Origin of the sequence: Hymenobacter sp. ISL-91 (assembly GCF_018613725.1) — a bacterium.
In the GTDB taxonomy this organism is placed as follows: domain Bacteria; phylum Bacteroidota; class Bacteroidia; order Cytophagales; family Hymenobacteraceae; genus Hymenobacter.
In genome coordinates this window covers 1-17352 of sequence record NZ_JAGGPS010000005.1, presented here as the reverse complement: position 1 = coordinate 17352, position 17352 = coordinate 1, and the positions used below count along the sequence as shown (strand labels likewise).

Genomic DNA, 17352 nt, shown 5'->3' with positions numbered 1-17352 from the left:
CAACCTGCCGCTGCGGCCCGCATCTTTATCGCGCTTGTTTCCAGCTTCCCGAATGACTCTTCGCCGCCCTGTCCGCACCGCTGCCCTGCTGCTGGTGCTGCTCCTTGCTAATTGCGCATTACTAATTGGCGAAGCCGCCGCGCAGGCGCCTAAAACGTGGTCATCGTCCGAGATTCTGCTGGGACTCAAGAAGCTGAACGTACTGGGCTCGGCCCTCTACATTGCCGCCCACCCCGACGATGAGAACACCCGCCTGATTGCCTACCTGGCCAACGGCCGCCTCGTGGAAACCGGCTACCTGAGCGCCACCCGCGGCGACGGAGGCCAGAACCTCATCGGCCCCGAACTGCGCGAAGGCTTGGGCGTGATAAGGACGCAGGAGCTGCTGGCGGCCCGCCGCGTGGATGGGGGCCGGCAGTTCTTCACCCGCGCCAACGATTTCGGCTTCTCGAAAACGGCCCAGGAAACCTTCACCATCTGGGACAAGGAGCAGGTGCTGGCCGATATGGTCTGGGTGATTCGCCAGCGCCGGCCCGACGTGATGATTACCCGCTTCCCACCCGACGCCCGCGCCGGCCACGGCCACCACACGGCCTCGGCCATGCTGGCCATCGAGGCCTTCGATGCCGCCGCCGACCCCAAACGCTTCCCCGAGCAGCTGAAGTTTGTGCAGCCCTGGCAGGCCAAGCGCCTGCTCTGGAACACCGGCAGCTTCTTCGTGAAGGCGGGCGAGGACATGAGCCCGTATTTCCAGCTCGATGCCGGCGGCTACAACGCCCTGCTGGGCCGCAGCTACGGCGAAATTGCCGCCGAAAGCCGCACCAGCCACAAAAGCCAAGGCTTCGGCAGCAGCGCCCAGCGCGGCGAGGCCCCGGAGTATTTCCAGCTCCTGAAAGGCGCGCCCGCTAAAACCGACCTGTTCGACGGCGTGGACCTAACCTGGAACCGCGTACCAGGTAGCATGATGCAGATATTAATGACTGATCTGCTGCGCAATTACGATTCAAGCAACCCGGCCGCAAGCGTTGATAAGCTGTTTGAAGTTAGAGACCATTTGCAAAGTCAGCTGGTTGGGTCGGATAATATTCAGATACCTGCTCCCGACCTCTTCTGGTTCCGGCAAAAGCTAACAGAGACTGAGAAGCTGATTCAGGCTTGTTTGGGCTTGTATATAGAAGCCACGGCTACCGATGCAGCTGTCGTGTCAGGAGGGCAGCTCAAGTTGAAACTCGACGTCGTCAATCGTGGAAACCGTAAGCTACAGGTCCTGAACGTCTTTACCGCTAATCCTTACCAGGATTCAGAATTGCTGACGCAGAGCCGCGTTCTATTGTCAAAGAATCATCGGGAAACGGGACGCGTACGGGGTGCCATGACCAGTAACGTATTTGATCCTACAGGTTATTCGGTAGAAAAAAATCTTCCATCTGGGGCGTCCCTTACTCAGGTTATGTCTCTTCCGATGATTGGTGAAACCCGAATGGTACTGAGTGAAGGCACTATTGACCAGGAAGCTACCGTAGCGCAACCCAGCTTGTCGGCTCTTTCGCAACCTTTCTGGCTACGAGAAAAGGGAACGGCCGGAATGTATAAGTTGCCCGGAGCAGTGCCCACCGAAAAGCCGGATATAAGTCATCAGTATGGAGTGCTCACTGAACTAGGGACCATCGGAATGTTCCAGCTCCCAGGTGTTCTGCAATTCGTAGGGCGGCCTGAAAACGAGCCTTCAGCAGCCGTACGGGTGAAATTTATGCTGACTACTAAGAACATGGCTGGGGAGGGAACAGACCGTATTATTGGTTTCGACGTCCCCGTTCAATACAAGCACACTGACCCTGTGCGGGGTGAAATCTACGAGCCGCTGACGGTGGTGCCGCCGGTGATGGTGAACATCGGCGGGCAGGCCTTCGTGTTTGCCGACCAGCAGCCCAAAACGGTGCCCGTAACGCTGCGGGCCGGCAAGGCAGGCGTGAAAGGCAGCGTGGCCCTCACGTTGCCCGCCGGCTGGGTGGCCGAGCCGGCCAGCATGCCGTTCGATTTGGCCGCCAAGGATGCCGAGCAGACCGTGCAGTTCCAGGTGCGGCCGGGAGCGGGGGCCAAGGAGGGAAAAACCGAGCTGCGGGCTGTGGCTACCGTGGAGGGCCAGGCGTATTCGCGCGGCTACCAGGTAATTGCCTACGACCACATTCCCACCCAAACGCTGTTCCCTGAAGCTACCGCCCCGCTCGTCAAGCTCGACCTCAAGCGCAAGGGCCAGCAAATCGGCTACCTGATGGGGGCCGGCGACGAGGTGCCCGAGGCCCTGCGCCAGATCGGCTACACCGTTACGCTGCTCAAACCCGACGAGTTGACGGAGGCCAATCTGCGCCGTTTTGATGCTGTGGTGCTGGGCGTACGGGCCTACAACACCGTCGAGCAGCTCAAAACCCGCCAGCCTGCCCTGCTGAAATACGTGGAAAACGGTGGCAACGTGGTGGTGCAGTACACCGTCAACCGCGGCACGGTACTGCCCGAAATCGGTCCATATCCCCTCACCCTGGGCCGCGACCGGGTGACGGTGGAAGACGCGCCCGTTACGCTGCTCAACCCCAAGCAGCCGCTACTCAACACGCCTAACCGCATCAGCCCCGCCGATTTTACCGGATGGGAGCAGGAGCAGGGCCTGTACTACCCAGCCAAGTGGGACCCCCGCTACCAGACCGTCATCAGCAGCCACGACCCCGGCGAGCCGGCCCGCGAAAGCGCCATTCTGGTGGCCAACTACGGCAAGGGCCACTACATTTACACCGGCCTCAGCTTCTTCCGCGAGTTGCCCGCCGGCGTACCCGGCGCCTACCGGTTGCTCACCAATATGGTGTCGTTGGGGAAGTAAAGACTCGTTGTATGTTTTTGCGGTGGGATACGCGGAAGGTTAAGGACGTGGCCTGATGAGCCTGAACAGCCTCGGGCCGGGTAGGTCTGCGTAGCGGCAGGAACGATTATCAATAGGAAGCGTAGGTATACCCCAGCAACTCCCGGGGCCCGATAACTCGTCGTGCCAGCCGTTTCCTGCCATTTGGCCAACCGGGCGTTACAGTCCCAACTCACCATTTCTAACCTGACTGCTCATGGATAGCCGCCCACTCGTTCGTATAAGCACTCTTTTACTGGCCGGCCTCCTGGCTGGCTGCCAACAAGCCGGCCAGCAGACGGCTGAGCAGACTTCCGGCACGGAAGGTCCGGCGCAGAACCCCGGCCAGGCCAACTGCTCGCCTCTGGAAACCCGGCCGGCCAAGGTGCCCAGCCAGCGCCCCACTACTCCCGACCAAACCCGGGCCTGCGCTATTACTTCGGCGGCGGCCTTCGATGTAACCGTGCTGGCCAAGGGGCTGGAGCATCCGTGGGCGGTGGAGCCGCTGCCCAACGGCGACCTGCTGGTTACCGAGCGGCCCGGCCGGCTGCGCCTCATATCGGCCCAGGGGCAAATGGGGGAGCCTATCAAGGGCCTGCCTGCGGTGTACGCCGTGGGGCAGGGCGGCCTGCTTGATGTGGCCCTGAGCCCCACCTTTGCCACCGACCAGCTGCTATACTGGACCTTTGCCGAGCCCCGCGGGGCAGCCGGCAACGCTACCAGCGTGGCCCGGGGCGTACTCTCGTCCGACCGCCGGAGCGTGAGTCAGGTGAAGGTGATTTTTCAGGCGTTGCCGGCCTACAACGGCGACAAGCACTTTGGCTCCCGCCTGGCTTTCGGCCCCGATGGCATGCTATACGTGAGCCTCGGCGAGCGTTCGGACCTGCAAATCCGCCCGCAGGCCCAGCAGATGAACAGCCACATGGGCAAAACACTCCGCATCACTCCCGACGGTAAGCCGGCCCCGGACAACCCGTTTGTCAAGCAGGCCGGGGCGCTACCCGAAATCTGGACGGTAGGCCAGCGCAACGTGCAGTCCATGGTCTTCGACGCGCAGGGCCAGCTCTGGTCGGTGGATATGGGCCCGCAGGGTGGCGACGAGCTGAACCGGCTTGAGGGAGGCAAAAACTACGGCTGGCCCGTGGTAACGTTTGGCGAGGAATACTCGGGCGAGCCCATCCCTAATTCCGTGACCACCAAGCCGGGCTACGTGGACCCGGTTTACTACTGGGACCCGGTTATTGCTCCGTCGGGAGCCGAATTCTACTCCGGCAGTGCCTTTCCGGCCTGGCAGGGCAACCTGTTTGTGGGCTCGCTCAAGGACCGGAATTTGGTGCGGCTGCAACTGGAAAACGGCCGCGTAACGGGCGAGGAGCGCCTGCTTTCCGACCGCAAACAGCGCGTGCGCGACGTAAAGCAGGGCTCGGATGGGGCTTTGTACGTTGTCACGGATGAAGGCAACGGCGAGCTGTGGAAAATCACCCCCTCATCTGCAAGCAGCAAGTAGTAATCAGGCGCTGCTGCTGAACTGCGCGCGTATAGTCTGAAAGTGCTTCATGGATATCCGTTTCTATCTGCGTTTGCTAGTCGTTGCGCTGCTGATGGTTCCAGTTATTCTGCTGCTCATTTTCGGGGTAGATGTTCTGCTAGCCAGTTTCCTCCACGCGCACGGTACTCCGCTACGGCCGTTTTTTGCGGTTTTCATGCGTTGGCATGATGTCGTGATAAGCGCAGTGCATGCCCAGACAATGTGGGTGTGGCTGGGGCTACTAGGGTTGTTCAGTGTAACGCGCCTACTGCGGCGGCCAAACAGCACCATCTGGCTGGTTGCGTTGCTCGGGTGGATAAGTAGCGAAGTGACGGGTAACATGTTGAAAGTCTATTTCAATCGCCCCCGCCCATCCGACGTGTTCGACCAGTTGGCATCCAACGCTGATTTCTGGCAGGCAACCGGCCGGTTCGGGGCGTTTCCGTCGGGCCACGCGGCGGGCGCGGCGGGCCTGTTGCTGCCTTGGGCGCTACGGTTCCCGAAAGCGCGGCCTTGGCTGCTGGCGTGGCTGGGGCTGGTGTGCCTGGGCCGGGTGGTGCTGGAGTTCCACTGGCTGAGCGACGTGGTGGCCGGCGCGGTGCTGGGCTTGCTACTTAGCTGCACCTGCGAAATCGGGACGTGGTGGCTGCGGCCTAAATTGGTTGACACAGCTGGAAAGCGCTCAGCATAACTCGGGTTTCGCCTATCTTTCGACTTTGCCAGTTCCCACTTTCCCGCCCGTGTCAATCACTACAGCCGACCCCGACAATAAACCGCCGCTCCTGCCTTCGTGGCGGGCTTGGTACTGGCTGGTGCTGGGGGCGCTGGGGGCCGAAATTGCGCTGTTCGTGTACCTGACCCGGCTGTTTGCATGAGCGCGCTCGACTGGCTGATTCTGGGCAGTACGCTGCTGTTTATAGTGGGTTACGGCACCTGGCGTACCCGCCGCGCCGGCGCCTCCCTGGATGATTACCTGCTGGGTGGGCGCTCGGCTTCGTGGTGGGCGGTGGGCCTGAGCATTATGGCCACCCAGGCTTCGGCCATCACCTTCATCAGCACCCCTGGCCAGGCCTACGATGATGGCATGCGCTTCATCCAGTTCTACCTGGGCCTGCCCGTAGCCATGGTGCTGATTGCCGTATTTGCCGTGCCCATCTACCATCGGCTGCAGGTGTACACGGCCTACGAGTACCTGGAGGGCCGGTTCGACAGGCGTACCCGCACCTTCACGGCGCTGCTGTTTCTGGTGCAGCGGGGGCTCAGCAATGGCCTCTCGCTGTATGCCCCGGCGCTGGTACTATCGGCCATTCTGGGTTGGAATATCCAGCTTACCGTCTGGCTGATTGGCGGGCTGATGATTGCCTACACCGTATCGGGCGGTACCAAAGCTGTGGCCGTTACGCAGCAGGGCCAAGTAGCCGTCATCTTCACCGGAATGGTAATTGCCGGCTACCTGCTGGTGCATTACCTGCCCGAAAATGTGGGCTTTACCGATGCTATGCGCGTGGCCGGTACGCAGGGCAAGCTCAACCTGATTGACTTTACCTTCGACCCCAACGACCGGTACAACTTCTGGTCGGGCATTACGGGCGGCCTGTTTCTGGCCCTCTCGTACTTCGGCACCGACCAGAGCCAGGTGCAACGCTACTTGGCCGGCCGCGACCTGACCGAAAGCCGTCTGGGCCTGCTGATGAACGGCCTGCTGAAAATTCCGATGCAGTTCGGCATTTTGCTGCTGGGCGTGCTGCTGTTCGTGTTCTACCAGTTCAATCCGGCCCCCCTCACCTTCAACCGGCCCGTGTACCAGGCGGTGGCACACTCCGAGCAGTACGGCCCCCGGCTGCGCGGCCTGGAGCGCACCCACGCCACGCTGTTCAAGGCCCGCGCCCAGGCCACCGGCGAGCTGGTGGTGGCCCTCCAAGCCGACGACGAGCGGGCCATTGCCGCCGCCCAGACCCGCCTGCAAACCGTGCAGGCTGCCAATCTGGGCCTACGCGAGCAAGCCCAGAAGCTGATGAAGCAAGCCGTCCCTTCCGTCGAAGCCAAAGACACCGACTACGTGTTCCTGACCTTCGTGCTCAACTACCTGCCCCAGGGCCTGGTGGGGTTGCTGGTGGCCGTGGTGCTAAGCGCCGCCATGGGCTCGGCCGCCGCCGGCCTCAACGCCCTGTCGTCTACCACCGTCGTCGACTTGTACCGGCCGCGGCGGCCGGGCCGCACCGAGGCGCACTACGTGGCCGCCTCACGCTGGGCGGCCGTGGGCTGGGGCGTGCTGGGTATTGGCTTTGCCACCTTCGCCGCCCGCCTCGAAAACCTGATTCAGGCCGTCAACATCCTGGGCTCGTTTTTCTACGGCACCATCCTGGGCATCTTCATGGTGGCTTTTTTCATCAAGTCGGTAAACGGTCGCACCGTATTCTGGTCGGCTGTGGTGGCCCAGGTAGTAGTGGCCGGCCTGTTCTTCACCACCGATATCGGCTACCTCTGGTTCAACATTATCGGCTGCGCCGTGGTGGTGCTGTGCAGCGTTGGGTACCAGATGCCAATCAATGCCAGAAAAACATCATCCTGATGGCTGAGATTCGGCTGAGATTTGGCTGAGCCCCGGCGGGGTGACATATCGTTAGCAGCAGGAAACCAGAAAAGTTAAAGCCCCGGCGGGGCGGCACCAATCGTTCAACGACGGTGTCGCCCCGCCGGGGCTTCAAGTTTTAATTCTGGCTCGTTGCTACCGATATGCCGCCCCGCTGGGGCTTAGGTTGGCTGAAGATTCAGGAACGATAAGAGCTAGAAAGCCCCGCCTGACGAATCAGACGGGGCTTTCTAGCTCTTATCGACGGAAAGCTGACAGCTAATGGCTCTCCGCTAACAGCTGTTTATTTCGCCTTCTTGGCTTCGGCAATCAGCTCGTCGTTCATCTTCACGTAGTCCATGTTTTTGGCTTCGGTAGCCAGCTTTTTCGACATTTCGGCAGCCGTAATGGCCCCCTTGTAGTCCTTCATCTTCATCCGGATTTTGGCTTCCGTGAGCACGTTCCAGAACTTTGGGTCTTTGGCGTTGGCCTGCTGCATCCAGATCAGGGCCTGCTTCATGTCTTTGTTGTTGTCGAGGTAGTACACCGCGGCAGCGGCCAGGTCGCCGTTGCTGGGGCTGGCGTTGTTGATGACCTTCTCGTTGATTTGGGTCATAACCTTGGGCTCCACTTCGGCCATCAGCTTGAATTTCACCGCTGTCTGGTCCCACATCATGGCCAGGCTGGCAGTGGCGGGGGTCAGGTCGGTGAGGTCGATGGTGAAGGTTTCCACCTTGTCCTTCAGCATCATCGGCTTCACCTTAAAGCTGGCCACGTTTTCAGCGTCCTTGAACGCGTCGACGTTGGCGCCGGCCTTGGTATTCTTGTTGAGCACTACAGTCCACTCGTTTTTGCCGGGGATGGTGTAGAGGCCGTACTCGCCGGCGGCCACTTTCTGGCCTTCCACCATCATGTCGTCGGCGAACTTGATGACCGTGGAACCGTTGGCTCCGGTGCGCCAGCGCTGACCGTAGGTAACAATGTTCTTGCCGCCCGCTTCGCCGAAACCTACCCGGTTACGCAGGCTGGGCCGGTAATACGTCACGGTTACGTCTGTGAGGCCCACGCGCTGCGTGAGGGTGCTTTTGGGGCTGGGCTGGGGCGTGCTGATCTGGGCCTGAGCCGCGCCGCCGCCGAGCAGCAAACCGGTGAGAACCAGCGTAGCGCCGGGAATGCGGGCAGTGGTGGGGCGGGAAGTGGAAAACGACATACGAAACAGAATTTGGGTGAAGGTGAGAGTGGTTTCAGGGTAAAAATAAGCAAACCAAACTCGTCTGCCCGCTCAGCCAACCCGCCGCCCGCCCGGAAGTTTACCGGTTGCGCCTTTTGTCGGCAACTGGGAGGCTTCAGTATAGGTATACGTGGAACAAGGAGGCTACCGGATCGGCCGGAGCCTGGGGTTCTCCTGACGCACGGCCACCATCACAGCCGCTGCTGCTGAAGCTGGTGGCGCTCCAGTAGCCGGGCCACATCGGCGCGGGTGGCTGGGGCCTGCAGGCAGCGCAGGTCGAGGTAGTAGCAGGCGGCTTCGGTAGGGTACAGCAGCAGCCAGTCGGCCCCCACCCACACGGCCCGCCGGATGAGTTGCCACTGCCCCGAAAACTGGCCCAGCACACTGCGGCCGATGATTTCGGTGTCAGTCAAGGTGAAATCGATGGGGTGCTGCAGCGCCGGCTGACGCTGGTAGCCGCGCCGCAGCTGCCAGCGCACCAGCGCCAGCCGGAGCAGCCCGTAAGCCACGCCCACACCCAGAAATACGGGCGTAAAAGTGCTGGTGAGTCGGCCGTTTTGCCCGAAGTCCAGCCCCACACTAACTGCCAGCAGCAGCAAAGCCGCGCCCAGCAGCCAGTACATGCGGCGGGTAGCCGGCCGCGCCCGCCACAGCCGGAAGTTCACGGCCACAAACGCATCGGCCGACAGGCGCACGGCGGGCAGGTGGTAGGGCAGCGGTGGGTGAGGCATGGGAGGGGGAGTGTGCTGTTTTGCAACCGTAAAAAGGCGCAAACCAGGCCATACTAAACTGCGAATTTAGCCTTGTCAAACCGCATATCTCGCCAGTGAACTGAGGCTCGCACATCGGCGGCAGTTAGCGGCTCAGGCAGCCGTTGCAGGTTGAGGTAATAGCAGAACTCCATATCAGGATACAGCAGCAGCCAGTCGCCGATTTCACGCACGCGGTAGAGCGAATCCCAGGTGTGAAACACGGTGCCCAGGGGATAATGCAACCGCAAGCCGGCCTCCGAAAACTCCAGCGACTCAGGCTGCGGCCGCGCCTGCTGCTCCCGAAAAGCCCGCCGATATTCCCAAAGCTGGTGTAGCAAGCCTAAGCCAACCATCATAACCCCAAATGCCATGAACACCACCCCCCCGCCCGTTATAGAATAAAATCCGAAAGATCCCGCCAAAACAAGGGCTCCTTTTAGCCAGTTTGACCACGGATCGGACGTAACGGGCCGGGTTGATTCGGGGTTGGGATGCCGTTGCCGCTCCTGGGTCTGATGAATCAGCTGGTACTCGGCGAAGGTGGGCGGCGTGGCGGGAATCAGTAGAACAGGCGGCGTTGAATTGTCAGGCATAACGTCGCAAACGCAGATCAACTAAAAGTAATCAGCGAAAGTAGTCTGAATGCCTGCAAGTAGAACTATCTGCCTAGCTCAGCTCAAACTGCAAACGCAGCAGGTTGGCGTACAGACCACCTTCCCGCTCGCTCAACTCGTCATGGGTGCCTTGCTCCACGATGCGGCCGCCGTCGATAACCAGGATTTTATCCACTTTCCGGATGGTGCTCAGGCGGTGGGCGATGATGATGCTGGTGCGGTTCTGCATCAGCTCGTCCATGGCGCTTTGCACCAGCTGCTCGCTCTCCGAGTCGAGGGCCGAGGTGGCTTCGTCGAGGATGAGGATGACGGGGTTTTTGAGGATGGCGCGCGCAATGGCCACGCGCTGGCGCTGGCCACCCGAAAGCTTCAGCCCCCGGTCGCCGACCACCGTTTCGAGGCCTTCGGGGAAGCCCTGAATGAAACGCCAGGCATTGGCCCGCTCGGCGGCTTCGATGATTTCGGCATCGGTGGCTGTGGGCCGGCCGTAGGCAATATTCTCTCGAATGGTGCCACCGAATAACATGGTTTCCTGGGGCACAATCCCGATTTCGCGGCGTAAAGCCGTCAGGTCGTAGTCGGCGGCCGGGCGACCGTCCAGCAGAATCTGGCCGCCGCTGAGCGGGTAGAACTGCATCAGCAGGCTGGCAATAGTGCTTTTACCGGCTCCGCTGGGGCCTACGAGGGCAATTTTCTCGCCCGCCGCAATGCGGAAGTCGATGTCCTGTAGCACCGGCATATCGGAGCGGGTGGGGTAGCAGAACGCCACGTGGCGGTACTCAATGTCGCCGTGCAGCCGCAACGCGGGCGTGCCGGTCGGCAACACCTGCTGGGTGGGCTCGGAGGGCTCGTCGAGCATTTCGAGGATGCGCTCGGACGCGCCCAGCGTACTTTGAATTTTGCCGTACAACTCGCCCAGGCCACCCACCGAGGCGCCAATAAAGATGGTGTAGAGGGCAAAAGCCGTGAGGTCGCCGATAGACATCTGGCCGGCTGATACCAGCGAGGCGGCCCGCCACAGCACCATAATAATGCCCCCAAACAGCCCGATGATGATAAACGACACGAACCCGCCCCGGTACAGGTTGCTGCGCAACGCCGCCTGCACCGTGCGGGCCAGCGAGGCGCTGTAACGGCTGGTTTCGAAGGCCTCATTGGTGAACGACTTCACCGTGTTGATGCCCTGCAGCGTTTCTTCGACGATGACGTTGGTTTTGGCCAGCTCGTCCTGCGTGAGCTTGGCCAGCACCCGGATTTTACGCCCGAAGAACATGGCCGCCACCACGATAGGCGGGAAAGTGAGCAGCATAAACAGCGAGAGTTTCACTGATACCAGCATGATGAGCGTGATGCCCCCCACCAGCGTTACTACCTGCCGGAACAGCTCGGCCAGGGTGGTCGAAAACGAATCCTGAATCAAGGCCACGTCGGCCGTAATGCGCGACATAATAGCCCCCACGCGGTTGCGCTCGTAATAGGGGATGGGCAGGCCCACGAGCTTGGCATAAAGGGCCTGCCGAATATCACGCACCGTAAACTCGCTTACCTGCGTGAAAAACCAAATGCGGCCGAACGAGCTCAGGCCCTGCACCACAATCACGATAAAAAGGCCCAGTGCAATCTGGTTGATGGATACGGGGATGCCGTTGGGCCAGCGCATGGGCGTGCCGTTGGCCGTGTCGGTGAGCTTGCCAATCACCCAGGGAAAGCTCAGGACGGTAGCGCTCGACAGCGTCAGTAGCACCATGCCGATGCTGAATTTGGTCCGGTAGGGCAGCGTAAAGCGGAAAATCCGCAGGCCATGCCGCAAACTGTCCTTGGTCAGTTTCTTCTTGGGTACGTCCGCCTCTACGGTCGTGCCGCTACTATTCAATCCACTGCGGGCCATTTCGTATCAGAAGTGAGAAAAGAGAAGTGAGAAGTGAGACGAACGACCCGTTCTGTGGTCATCCGTTTCACTTCTCACTTCCTCTATCTCATGTCTCAATTCACTCAATTAAATTTCGGTTTGCCCTGCTCCACTTCCAGCCCCTCGGATACCCCGAACGGAATGGGCAGCCGCACCTGAATGGGCACCGGCCGGCCCTTGCGGGTGGCGGGTTTCCAGGCGGGCATCTGGCCCAGTACCCGCAGCGCCTCGGTGTCGCACTCGGGGCTCAGGGGCTGCACCACCGAAGGGTTGGTCAGGTGGCCGTCGGCTTCTACGGTAAAGGTCATCACCACATGGCCGCTGATTTGCTTGACGCCGGCGGCTTCCGGATACTTCAGGTTCTGCTGGAAAAACTGGTTCAGGCCCTTAGCCCCGCCCGGAAACTGGGGCGGCACGTCGGGGCGGTTGGCGGCGGGCTTTGCCTGGGCCTGCATGGCCGTGGCTTTCAGCTCGACGGGCTTTTTGGCCGGTGCCGGCTGCTGGGCCCGCGCCTCCCAAAGCCCCAAAGATACAAGCAGCAGGATGATGGGAAGATGTTTCATGGCGGGTACTTATAAACTAGAGTAATGTTCAGGTTGCGAAGGACGAGGTAGGGGCGGGGCTTGTCCCCGCCCGCCGCGGCAACATTGTCGTTGTATAATTCGGGCGGGGGCCGTTCAACGGCGGGCGAGCACAAGCCCCGCCCCTACCTCGGGCTGTGCCATCTGGCGTTCTTTCAAACAACAACCCTTACGCAACGGGGTTCAATTTGAGGTTGCGGGGGCGCGAAATTATCCAGAGCCCCAGGAAGGTAAGCAAACCGTTGAGTATCAGAATTTCAAACCCGAACTTGTAGCCCCACCAGGCCTCGGAGTTGGCGTTGATAAACCAGGTGATAACCGGCATCAGCAGGCACAGGGGCAGTACCAGCCTGTCGTGTAGGCCGCGACTGGTGAAAATGCCGAACGAGTACAGGCCCAGCAGCGGCCCGTAGGTGTAGCCGGCCGCCTTGAACACGGCCGTAATCACGCTCTGGTCGTTGATGGCCCGGAAAATGAGGATAATCACAATCAGCACAATCGAAAAGCCGAAGTGCGTGAGCTGGCGGATTTTCTTCTGCTGCTTCTCCTCATACTGCCCAATACTGAGCATGTCGATGCAGAACGAGGTAGTGAGCGAGGTGAGGGCCGAATCGGCGGAGGCGTAGGTGACGGCAATAATGCCCAGGATGAAGATGATGCCCGCAAACAGGCTGAAGTGGTTGGTGGCCAGCATCGGAAACACGGCGTCGCCGATAACGGCCCCGGTTTCGGGGTTGGTGGGCAGCGCAATGCCTTTGGCAGCGGCGTACTGGTAGAGCAGCACTCCGAGCGAGAGGAAGAAAATGTTGACGAGCACAATGGCAATCGTGAACCAGAACATGTTTTTCTGGGCATCGGCCAGGTTGCGGCAGCTCAGATTTTTCTGCATCAAATCCTGGTCGAGGCCGGTCATCACGATGGTGATGAAGGCGCCCGAGGCAAACTGCTTCCAGAAGAACTTATCGTCTTTGGGGTCGGAGAAATAAATCTGCGACATGGAGCTGTCCTTCACCGTTTCTACCAGGCCGGCAAAGCCCAAGTTGAGCTCATCGGCCATCAGGTAGATGCTCACGGCCACACAAATCAGCATGGCCATGGTCTGGAAAGTATCGGTCCAGAGGATGGTTTTGAGGCCGCCGCTGAACGTGTAGAGGTAAATCAGGAAGATGGCCACCGTAACGGTAACGGCAAACGGCACGCCCAGGCTGTCGAACACGGCCAGCTGCAGCACGCCGGCCACCAGAAACACCCGGAACGCTGCGCCCACGGCCCGCGAAAGCAAAAAGAAAAACGCGCCCGTTTTGTAGCTCCAGAACCCGAACCGCTGCTCCAGATAGGTATAAATGCTCACCAGCCGCAGCCGGTAATATAGCGGCATCAGTACGGTGCCAATCACGAGGTAGCCCACGGTGTAGCCCAGCACCACGGCCATGTAGCTCCAGCCCTGCCCGGCCACCATGCCCGGAATCGAGATAAACGTGACGCCCGACAGCGAGGTGCCAATCATGGCAAAGGCCACCATGTACCAGGGCGCGTTGCGGTTGGCAATGAAGAACGACTCGCTCGTGGCCCCGCGCGACGTGAGGTAGGCAATGCAGATGAGGACCACAAAGTAGCCCGCAATCAAACTCAGGATAAGGGTAGGGGACATTCAGTTGTTAGTTGTCAGTTGTCAGTTGTCAGTTAAGATAACCGATGATCAACTAGACAGCCGAAGTAAGTCAATCGACAAAGCTACCAACTACAGGCTAACTACCGAATCACCGACAATAGGCTGACAACTGACAACTAGCAACCGCCAACTCAACCCCAGTCCTGCCAGCGCAGCACCTCCCCTACGGCGGGCAGGTGCAGCTCGGCCCTCAGCATGCCCGAGGCGGCAATTTCGCTGATAAGGCGCTGGGGCTCCGAGGCGGGCTCGTCGCTGAGGTCGAAGGTGCCGTGGTGCATGGGCACCAGGTGGCCCGCGCGCAGCTGGTTGGCCGCCTTGGCCGACTCGTGGGGGTTGGTGTGGCTGCCCGCCATCATGTAGGCCGGTTTGTAGGCCCCGATAGGCATCAGCACCACGTCAAGCGGCCCGAACTGGCGCTCAATCTCCTCGAAATGGCTGCTCATGTTGGTGTCGCCGGCGAAGTAAATAGTGCGGCCGTCGGGCAGGCGCAGCAGCAACGAGCCCCAGAGTACCGCGTTCACATCGAGCAGGCCGCGGCGGTACCAGTGCGAAGCGGGCAGTTCAAACAACTCGAAAGGCGCCTCGGGCCCCAGATCGAACTGCTGCCACCAGCCGGCTTCCTGCACCGGCAGTTTGGGCGCCATGCCCCGCAGCAGCTTCTGCAGCCCCAGCGGTCCAAAGGCGCGCAGCTGCGGATTCTGGCGGGCTAGTAGCGTAATGGATTGCGCATCGAGGTGGTCGCGGTGGCCGTGGCTGAGCAGCAGCAGGTCGATGCCCGTCAGGTCTTCGGGGCGGCAGGGCAGGGCGTGGCGGCGGCGCAAACCCACCGACGAGAACAGCAGCGGGTCGGTTATCATCGTCAGGCCCGCCACGCGTAGCACGAAGCTGGAGTGGCCCAGCCATAGTAGTCCATCCTCTTGGCTGCGCAGGAAAGCGGTGCCGTCTACTACGTCCGGCGTCCAAATGTCGGCCTTCTTTTCTTCCTTCTGCGGATTCTTGCTTAGCTGCCACTTCAGCAGCGTGCTCAGCTGCGGCTCGTACAGCTCCTGGCCGTTGCAGTAAGCGTTGCCCACCATTTTGTTGCCGGGGTAGGCGGGTTTGATGGTGCGCAAATCGGGGTTGCGCACGAAACGGACAGCGGCCATGCAAAAAATAGCGTAACAGAACGAAGCGCCGCCCCACCGCTGCTAAGCAGGCCGGGCAGCGCGAAATAAGAGAAGCTAACAGGCCCTTAAACCGGCTTAGTAGCCCCAAGGCGAACCGTAGTAGCCGCGAGGAGAAACCGTGGCCCCATTGCTGATCCGCACCCCGCCCGATACCGAAAAGTTCTCGGTGATGTGGTAGTCGGCCCGCAGGTTTACACCCTGGCCCAGGTTGCCGCCGAAGCCCGCGTAGGGGTTCACGCCGAACTGCCCGGCCGGCGTCAGGTCTTTCCAGGCCGAGCCGGTAAGCGACAATCGGTCTGACAGCGCGTACTGCCCGCCGCCCTGAATAAGGTAGTGGTTGGTGCCCGGCATAAAGGCCCGCCCGGCACCTTCGGCAACAGATGGTGCGAAGGCCGCGCCCGGCGTGGTGCGCAGGTACGTAACGCCTCCGAATACCGAAAACCGCTTGCTCAGCGGCAGCGAAACCGTGGGACTGAGGTAGGTGGCCGAGCCGTAGCGGCCGGCAAACGTGGCGCCGGCCTGCAGGCTGTAAGAGGGCTTCAGCCCCGGCCTGGGGGCGGCAGGCGCGGCCTCCTGGGCCTGGGCAGCGAAGGACAGCAGCAAAGCAGCGGGCAGCAGATAAACGAATCGGGACATGGCGAAAGATACGAAACCGCGTAGTAGGGCGGGGCCGCGTGGTGCCCCGTATCTAAAGACCGTACCCGCCCGATTAGTTGCATGGTTGGGCCGCTCATATACCCATTCATCGGCGCAAAGCCGTTTCTTTACGCTCTACCCGCCCGCAGTGCCATTTTATGTCCGACGACGAATTTCTTCCTTACCAGCGCTTTCCCAACGCCACCGTGGCCCAGCCGCTGCTGGAGCTGCTGTACGCGCACAACATCGAAACTCAGACCCGCCTTCTCCAGCCTGCCTTTGACGTTTCGTTCGCTTTCAACGAAACCAACCGCTACTTCCAGGTGCTGCTACGCCCCGCCGACTTCGCCCGCGCCCAAGCCCTGGAGCAGCAGGCCGCCGAAGCCCTTACGGCCGACCTACCCGCCGATTATTACCTGTTCGCCTTTTCCAGTTCCGAACTGCATGATATACTGCTACGGCCCGATGAGTGGAGCGCGCTCGACGTGGCCTTGGCCCGGCGGCTGCTGGCCGAGCGGGGCGAGGCCATCAGCCCAGCCCGGCTGGAGGAGCTGCGCCAGCAGCGCCTCGCCGACCTGGCCCGCCCCGAGCCCCGCCAGACCCGCGGGGTGGTAGCTGGCTACATCCTGGCACTACTGGGCGGATTTTTCGGCCTGCTGATCGGCTGGCACCTGTACGCGCACGGCCGCCAGCTGCCCGACGGCCGGCGCGTACCCGCCTTCCAGCCCACCGACCGCGCCCACGGCCTCCGAATTGTGGTGTTGAGCAGCAGCATCCTCGTTGCGCTATTGGGCTGGTACTTCTACCGGGAACTGCTGTAGCGCCAGTAATTCCTGCTGCTAAGCTATTTAGCGAGTCCAAACAACGTCATGCTGAGCTTGCCGAAGCATCTCTACCGCTTCGTTGTGATGGTAGCCAAACGGCAGAGTTAGTGCTGCGGTAGAGATGCTTCGGCTGCGCTCAGCATGACGTTGTTTGGGCTTTTCAATCTGTTCAATTAGTGGGTTGTGTGTTAATCAAGTAGAATTGGTGGATTGAAAGAAAAAGTGGTGAATGAATAGGCTGATGACGCCATCGTGAAAGAAGGTCTTCTTGGAGAAGCAAATAGTTTTGCGCGTGAGCCGCTTGAGGCGGGTCCGTAAGGTGAGATGTTTGCGCTCCAGGCGCTGGAGCTGCGTTTTGTCCTCCACGCGCTGCTCGGCCGGCAGCCGGTCCACATAGGCCCACCAGGCATCGGTGATCCACAAGGCCACCGTCAGGCCCGTATCGGTGAGCAGTTGGCGCAGGCGCTCGAACGTGGCGTGGGTGCGCCGGCCGAAGACGTAGGCCACCACGTGGCCCGTGGCCACGTCCTCGACCCACCAGAGCCAGCGGGGCTGCGCTTTTTTGCCCACGTACGACCACATCTCATCGGCATACACCCGCAGGGTGGGACCCGGCTGCTCCGGTGCCGGGGCGAGGTAAGCCGGATGCACGGGCGGGCGCTGATTCAGCTGCTCGATCTTTTTTTTAGCTGCGCCATCACGGTTTGCGCGCTGATGCCCAGTACGCGGGCCGTGTCACGAATGCCGCTGCCGTTCAGGGCCAACTGCTCTATTTTGTCGGCCGTGCCGGGTACCGCACCTTTGTGGTGATAGTGCAGCTGAAAGCGTCGACGACACGCCGTGCAGCGGTAGCCCTGTCGCCCATCGGCGGTGCGCCCATGCCGGTACACGTGCTCGGGTTGATGGCAATGCGGACAAACAACAGCTTCGTAGACCATACCCCAAGATAGCACTTTCTACTTATCTAATACACGACC

General features: G+C 60.9%; 16 protein-coding genes. 6 read left to right on the top strand and 10 right to left on the bottom strand.

The window, feature by feature from the left end; genetic code table 11:
- The first annotated feature begins 52 nt into the window (after positions 1–52).
- From J7E24_RS17520 to J7E24_RS02090, 5 genes are all read left to right on the top strand, one after another.
- A complete protein-coding gene (locus tag J7E24_RS17520) occupies positions 53–2872 on the top strand; it encodes a PIG-L family deacetylase (RefSeq protein ID WP_251046975.1) in 2820 nt (939 codons plus the stop codon).
- 235 nt (positions 2873–3107) lie between these two features.
- Positions 3108–4397 (top strand): PQQ-dependent sugar dehydrogenase, encoded by a 1290-nt coding sequence (locus J7E24_RS02100; protein ID WP_215134632.1) that lies wholly within the window; start codon positions 3108–3110, stop codon positions 4395–4397.
- A 49-nt stretch (positions 4398–4446) separates the two neighbouring features.
- The gene (locus tag J7E24_RS17515) at positions 4447–5109 is read left to right on the top strand and encodes a phosphatase PAP2 family protein (RefSeq protein ID WP_317195608.1); all 663 of its coding nucleotides are present in this window, start codon (positions 4447–4449) and stop codon (positions 5107–5109) included.
- A 49-nt stretch (positions 5110–5158) separates the two neighbouring features.
- Positions 5159–5293 carry a hypothetical protein gene (locus J7E24_RS17740; RefSeq protein WP_262898851.1) on the top strand — a complete coding sequence of 45 codons (135 nt, stop codon included), beginning with the start codon at positions 5159–5161 and terminating at the stop codon, positions 5291–5293.
- The gene (locus J7E24_RS02090) at positions 5290–6990 is read left to right on the top strand and encodes a sodium:solute symporter (protein ID WP_215134627.1); all 1701 of its coding nucleotides are present in this window, start codon (positions 5290–5292) and stop codon (positions 6988–6990) included. The genes J7E24_RS17740 and J7E24_RS02090 overlap by 4 nt, the downstream gene beginning before the upstream one ends.
- A 304-nt stretch (positions 6991–7294) precedes the next feature.
- On the opposite strand, the gene J7E24_RS02085 is transcribed toward J7E24_RS02090, so the two are convergent.
- The 8 genes from J7E24_RS02085 to J7E24_RS02050 all read right to left on the bottom strand — a co-directional run bounded on the left by J7E24_RS02085 (position 7295) and on the right by J7E24_RS02050 (position 15551).
- The gene (locus J7E24_RS02085; protein WP_215134625.1) at positions 7295–8200 is read right to left on the bottom strand and encodes a DUF2911 domain-containing protein; all 906 of its coding nucleotides are present in this window, start codon (positions 8198–8200) and stop codon (positions 7295–7297) included.
- A gap of 212 nt (positions 8201–8412) precedes the next feature.
- Positions 8413–8952 carry a hypothetical protein gene (locus J7E24_RS02080; RefSeq protein ID WP_215134624.1) on the bottom strand — a complete coding sequence of 180 codons (540 nt, stop codon included), beginning with the start codon at positions 8950–8952 and terminating at the stop codon, positions 8413–8415.
- Positions 8953–9005: 53 nt separating this feature from the next.
- Positions 9006–9566, bottom strand: coding sequence for a hypothetical protein (locus J7E24_RS02075; RefSeq protein ID WP_215134622.1), 561 nt, complete (start codon positions 9564–9566; stop codon positions 9006–9008).
- Between the two features lie 73 nt (positions 9567–9639).
- Positions 9640–11475: an ABC transporter ATP-binding protein gene (locus J7E24_RS02070; RefSeq protein WP_215134618.1), complete on the bottom strand. Its 1836-nt coding sequence runs from the start codon at positions 11473–11475 to the stop codon at positions 9640–9642.
- 104 nt (positions 11476–11579) lie between these two features.
- Positions 11580–12059, bottom strand: coding sequence for an energy transducer TonB (locus tag J7E24_RS02065; protein ID WP_215134616.1), 480 nt, complete (start codon positions 12057–12059; stop codon positions 11580–11582).
- A gap of 187 nt (positions 12060–12246) precedes the next feature.
- Positions 12247–13728, bottom strand: a complete 1482-nt coding sequence (locus J7E24_RS02060) for a sodium:solute symporter (protein ID WP_215134614.1) — start codon at positions 13726–13728, stop codon at positions 12247–12249.
- Between the two features lie 152 nt (positions 13729–13880).
- A complete protein-coding gene (locus J7E24_RS02055; RefSeq protein WP_215134612.1) occupies positions 13881–14894 on the bottom strand; it encodes an MBL fold metallo-hydrolase in 1014 nt (337 codons plus the stop codon).
- A gap of 96 nt (positions 14895–14990) precedes the next feature.
- Complete coding sequence (locus tag J7E24_RS02050) at positions 14991–15551, bottom strand: hypothetical protein (protein WP_215134610.1); 561 nt, start codon at positions 15549–15551, stop codon at positions 14991–14993.
- Positions 15552–15709: 158 nt separating this feature from the next.
- On the opposite strand from J7E24_RS02050, the gene J7E24_RS02045 reads away from it, so the two are divergent.
- Positions 15710–16372, top strand: coding sequence for a hypothetical protein (locus J7E24_RS02045; protein ID WP_215134608.1), 663 nt, complete (start codon positions 15710–15712; stop codon positions 16370–16372).
- Positions 16373–16567: 195 nt separating this feature from the next.
- On the opposite strand, the gene J7E24_RS02040 is transcribed toward J7E24_RS02045, so the two are convergent.
- Positions 16568–17026: an IS1 family transposase gene (locus J7E24_RS02040; RefSeq protein ID WP_215134606.1), complete on the bottom strand. Its 459-nt coding sequence runs from the start codon at positions 17024–17026 to the stop codon at positions 16568–16570.
- Between the two features lie 14 nt (positions 17027–17040).
- Complete coding sequence (locus tag J7E24_RS02035; RefSeq protein ID WP_215134605.1) at positions 17041–17313, bottom strand: IS1-like element transposase; 273 nt, start codon at positions 17311–17313, stop codon at positions 17041–17043.
- Between the last annotated feature and the right edge of the window lie 39 nt (positions 17314–17352).

Excerpts from the sequence above, each read along its gene's own strand:
- J7E24_RS02060 (WP_215134614.1), bottom strand. The coding sequence starts at position 13,728 with ATGTCCCCTACCCTTATCCTGAGTTTGATTGCGGGCTACTTTGTGGTC.
- J7E24_RS02065 (WP_215134616.1), bottom strand. The coding sequence starts at position 12,059 with ATGAAACATCTTCCCATCATCCTGCTGCTTGTATCTTTGGGGCTTTGG.
- J7E24_RS02085 (WP_215134625.1), bottom strand. The coding sequence starts at position 8,200 with ATGTCGTTTTCCACTTCCCGCCCCACCACTGCCCGCATTCCCGGCGCT.
- J7E24_RS17515 (WP_317195608.1), top strand. The coding sequence starts at position 4,447 with ATGGATATCCGTTTCTATCTGCGTTTGCTAGTCGTTGCGCTGCTGATG.
- J7E24_RS02070 (WP_215134618.1), bottom strand. The coding sequence starts at position 11,475 with ATGGCCCGCAGTGGATTGAATAGTAGCGGCACGACCGTAGAGGCGGAC.
- J7E24_RS02090 (WP_215134627.1), top strand. The coding sequence starts at position 5,290 with ATGAGCGCGCTCGACTGGCTGATTCTGGGCAGTACGCTGCTGTTTATA.
- J7E24_RS02045 (WP_215134608.1), top strand. The coding sequence starts at position 15,710 with ATGTCCGACGACGAATTTCTTCCTTACCAGCGCTTTCCCAACGCCACC.
- J7E24_RS02075 (WP_215134622.1), bottom strand. The coding sequence starts at position 9,566 with ATGCCTGACAATTCAACGCCGCCTGTTCTACTGATTCCCGCCACGCCG.
- J7E24_RS17520 (WP_251046975.1), top strand. The coding sequence starts at position 53 with ATGACTCTTCGCCGCCCTGTCCGCACCGCTGCCCTGCTGCTGGTGCTG.
- J7E24_RS02035 (WP_215134605.1), bottom strand. The coding sequence starts at position 17,313 with ATGGTCTACGAAGCTGTTGTTTGTCCGCATTGCCATCAACCCGAGCAC.
- J7E24_RS02080 (WP_215134624.1), bottom strand. The coding sequence starts at position 8,952 with ATGCCTCACCCACCGCTGCCCTACCACCTGCCCGCCGTGCGCCTGTCG.
- J7E24_RS02055 (WP_215134612.1), bottom strand. The coding sequence starts at position 14,894 with ATGGCCGCTGTCCGTTTCGTGCGCAACCCCGATTTGCGCACCATCAAA.
- J7E24_RS02050 (WP_215134610.1), bottom strand. The coding sequence starts at position 15,551 with ATGTCCCGATTCGTTTATCTGCTGCCCGCTGCTTTGCTGCTGTCCTTC.
- J7E24_RS02100 (WP_215134632.1), top strand. The coding sequence starts at position 3,108 with ATGGATAGCCGCCCACTCGTTCGTATAAGCACTCTTTTACTGGCCGGC.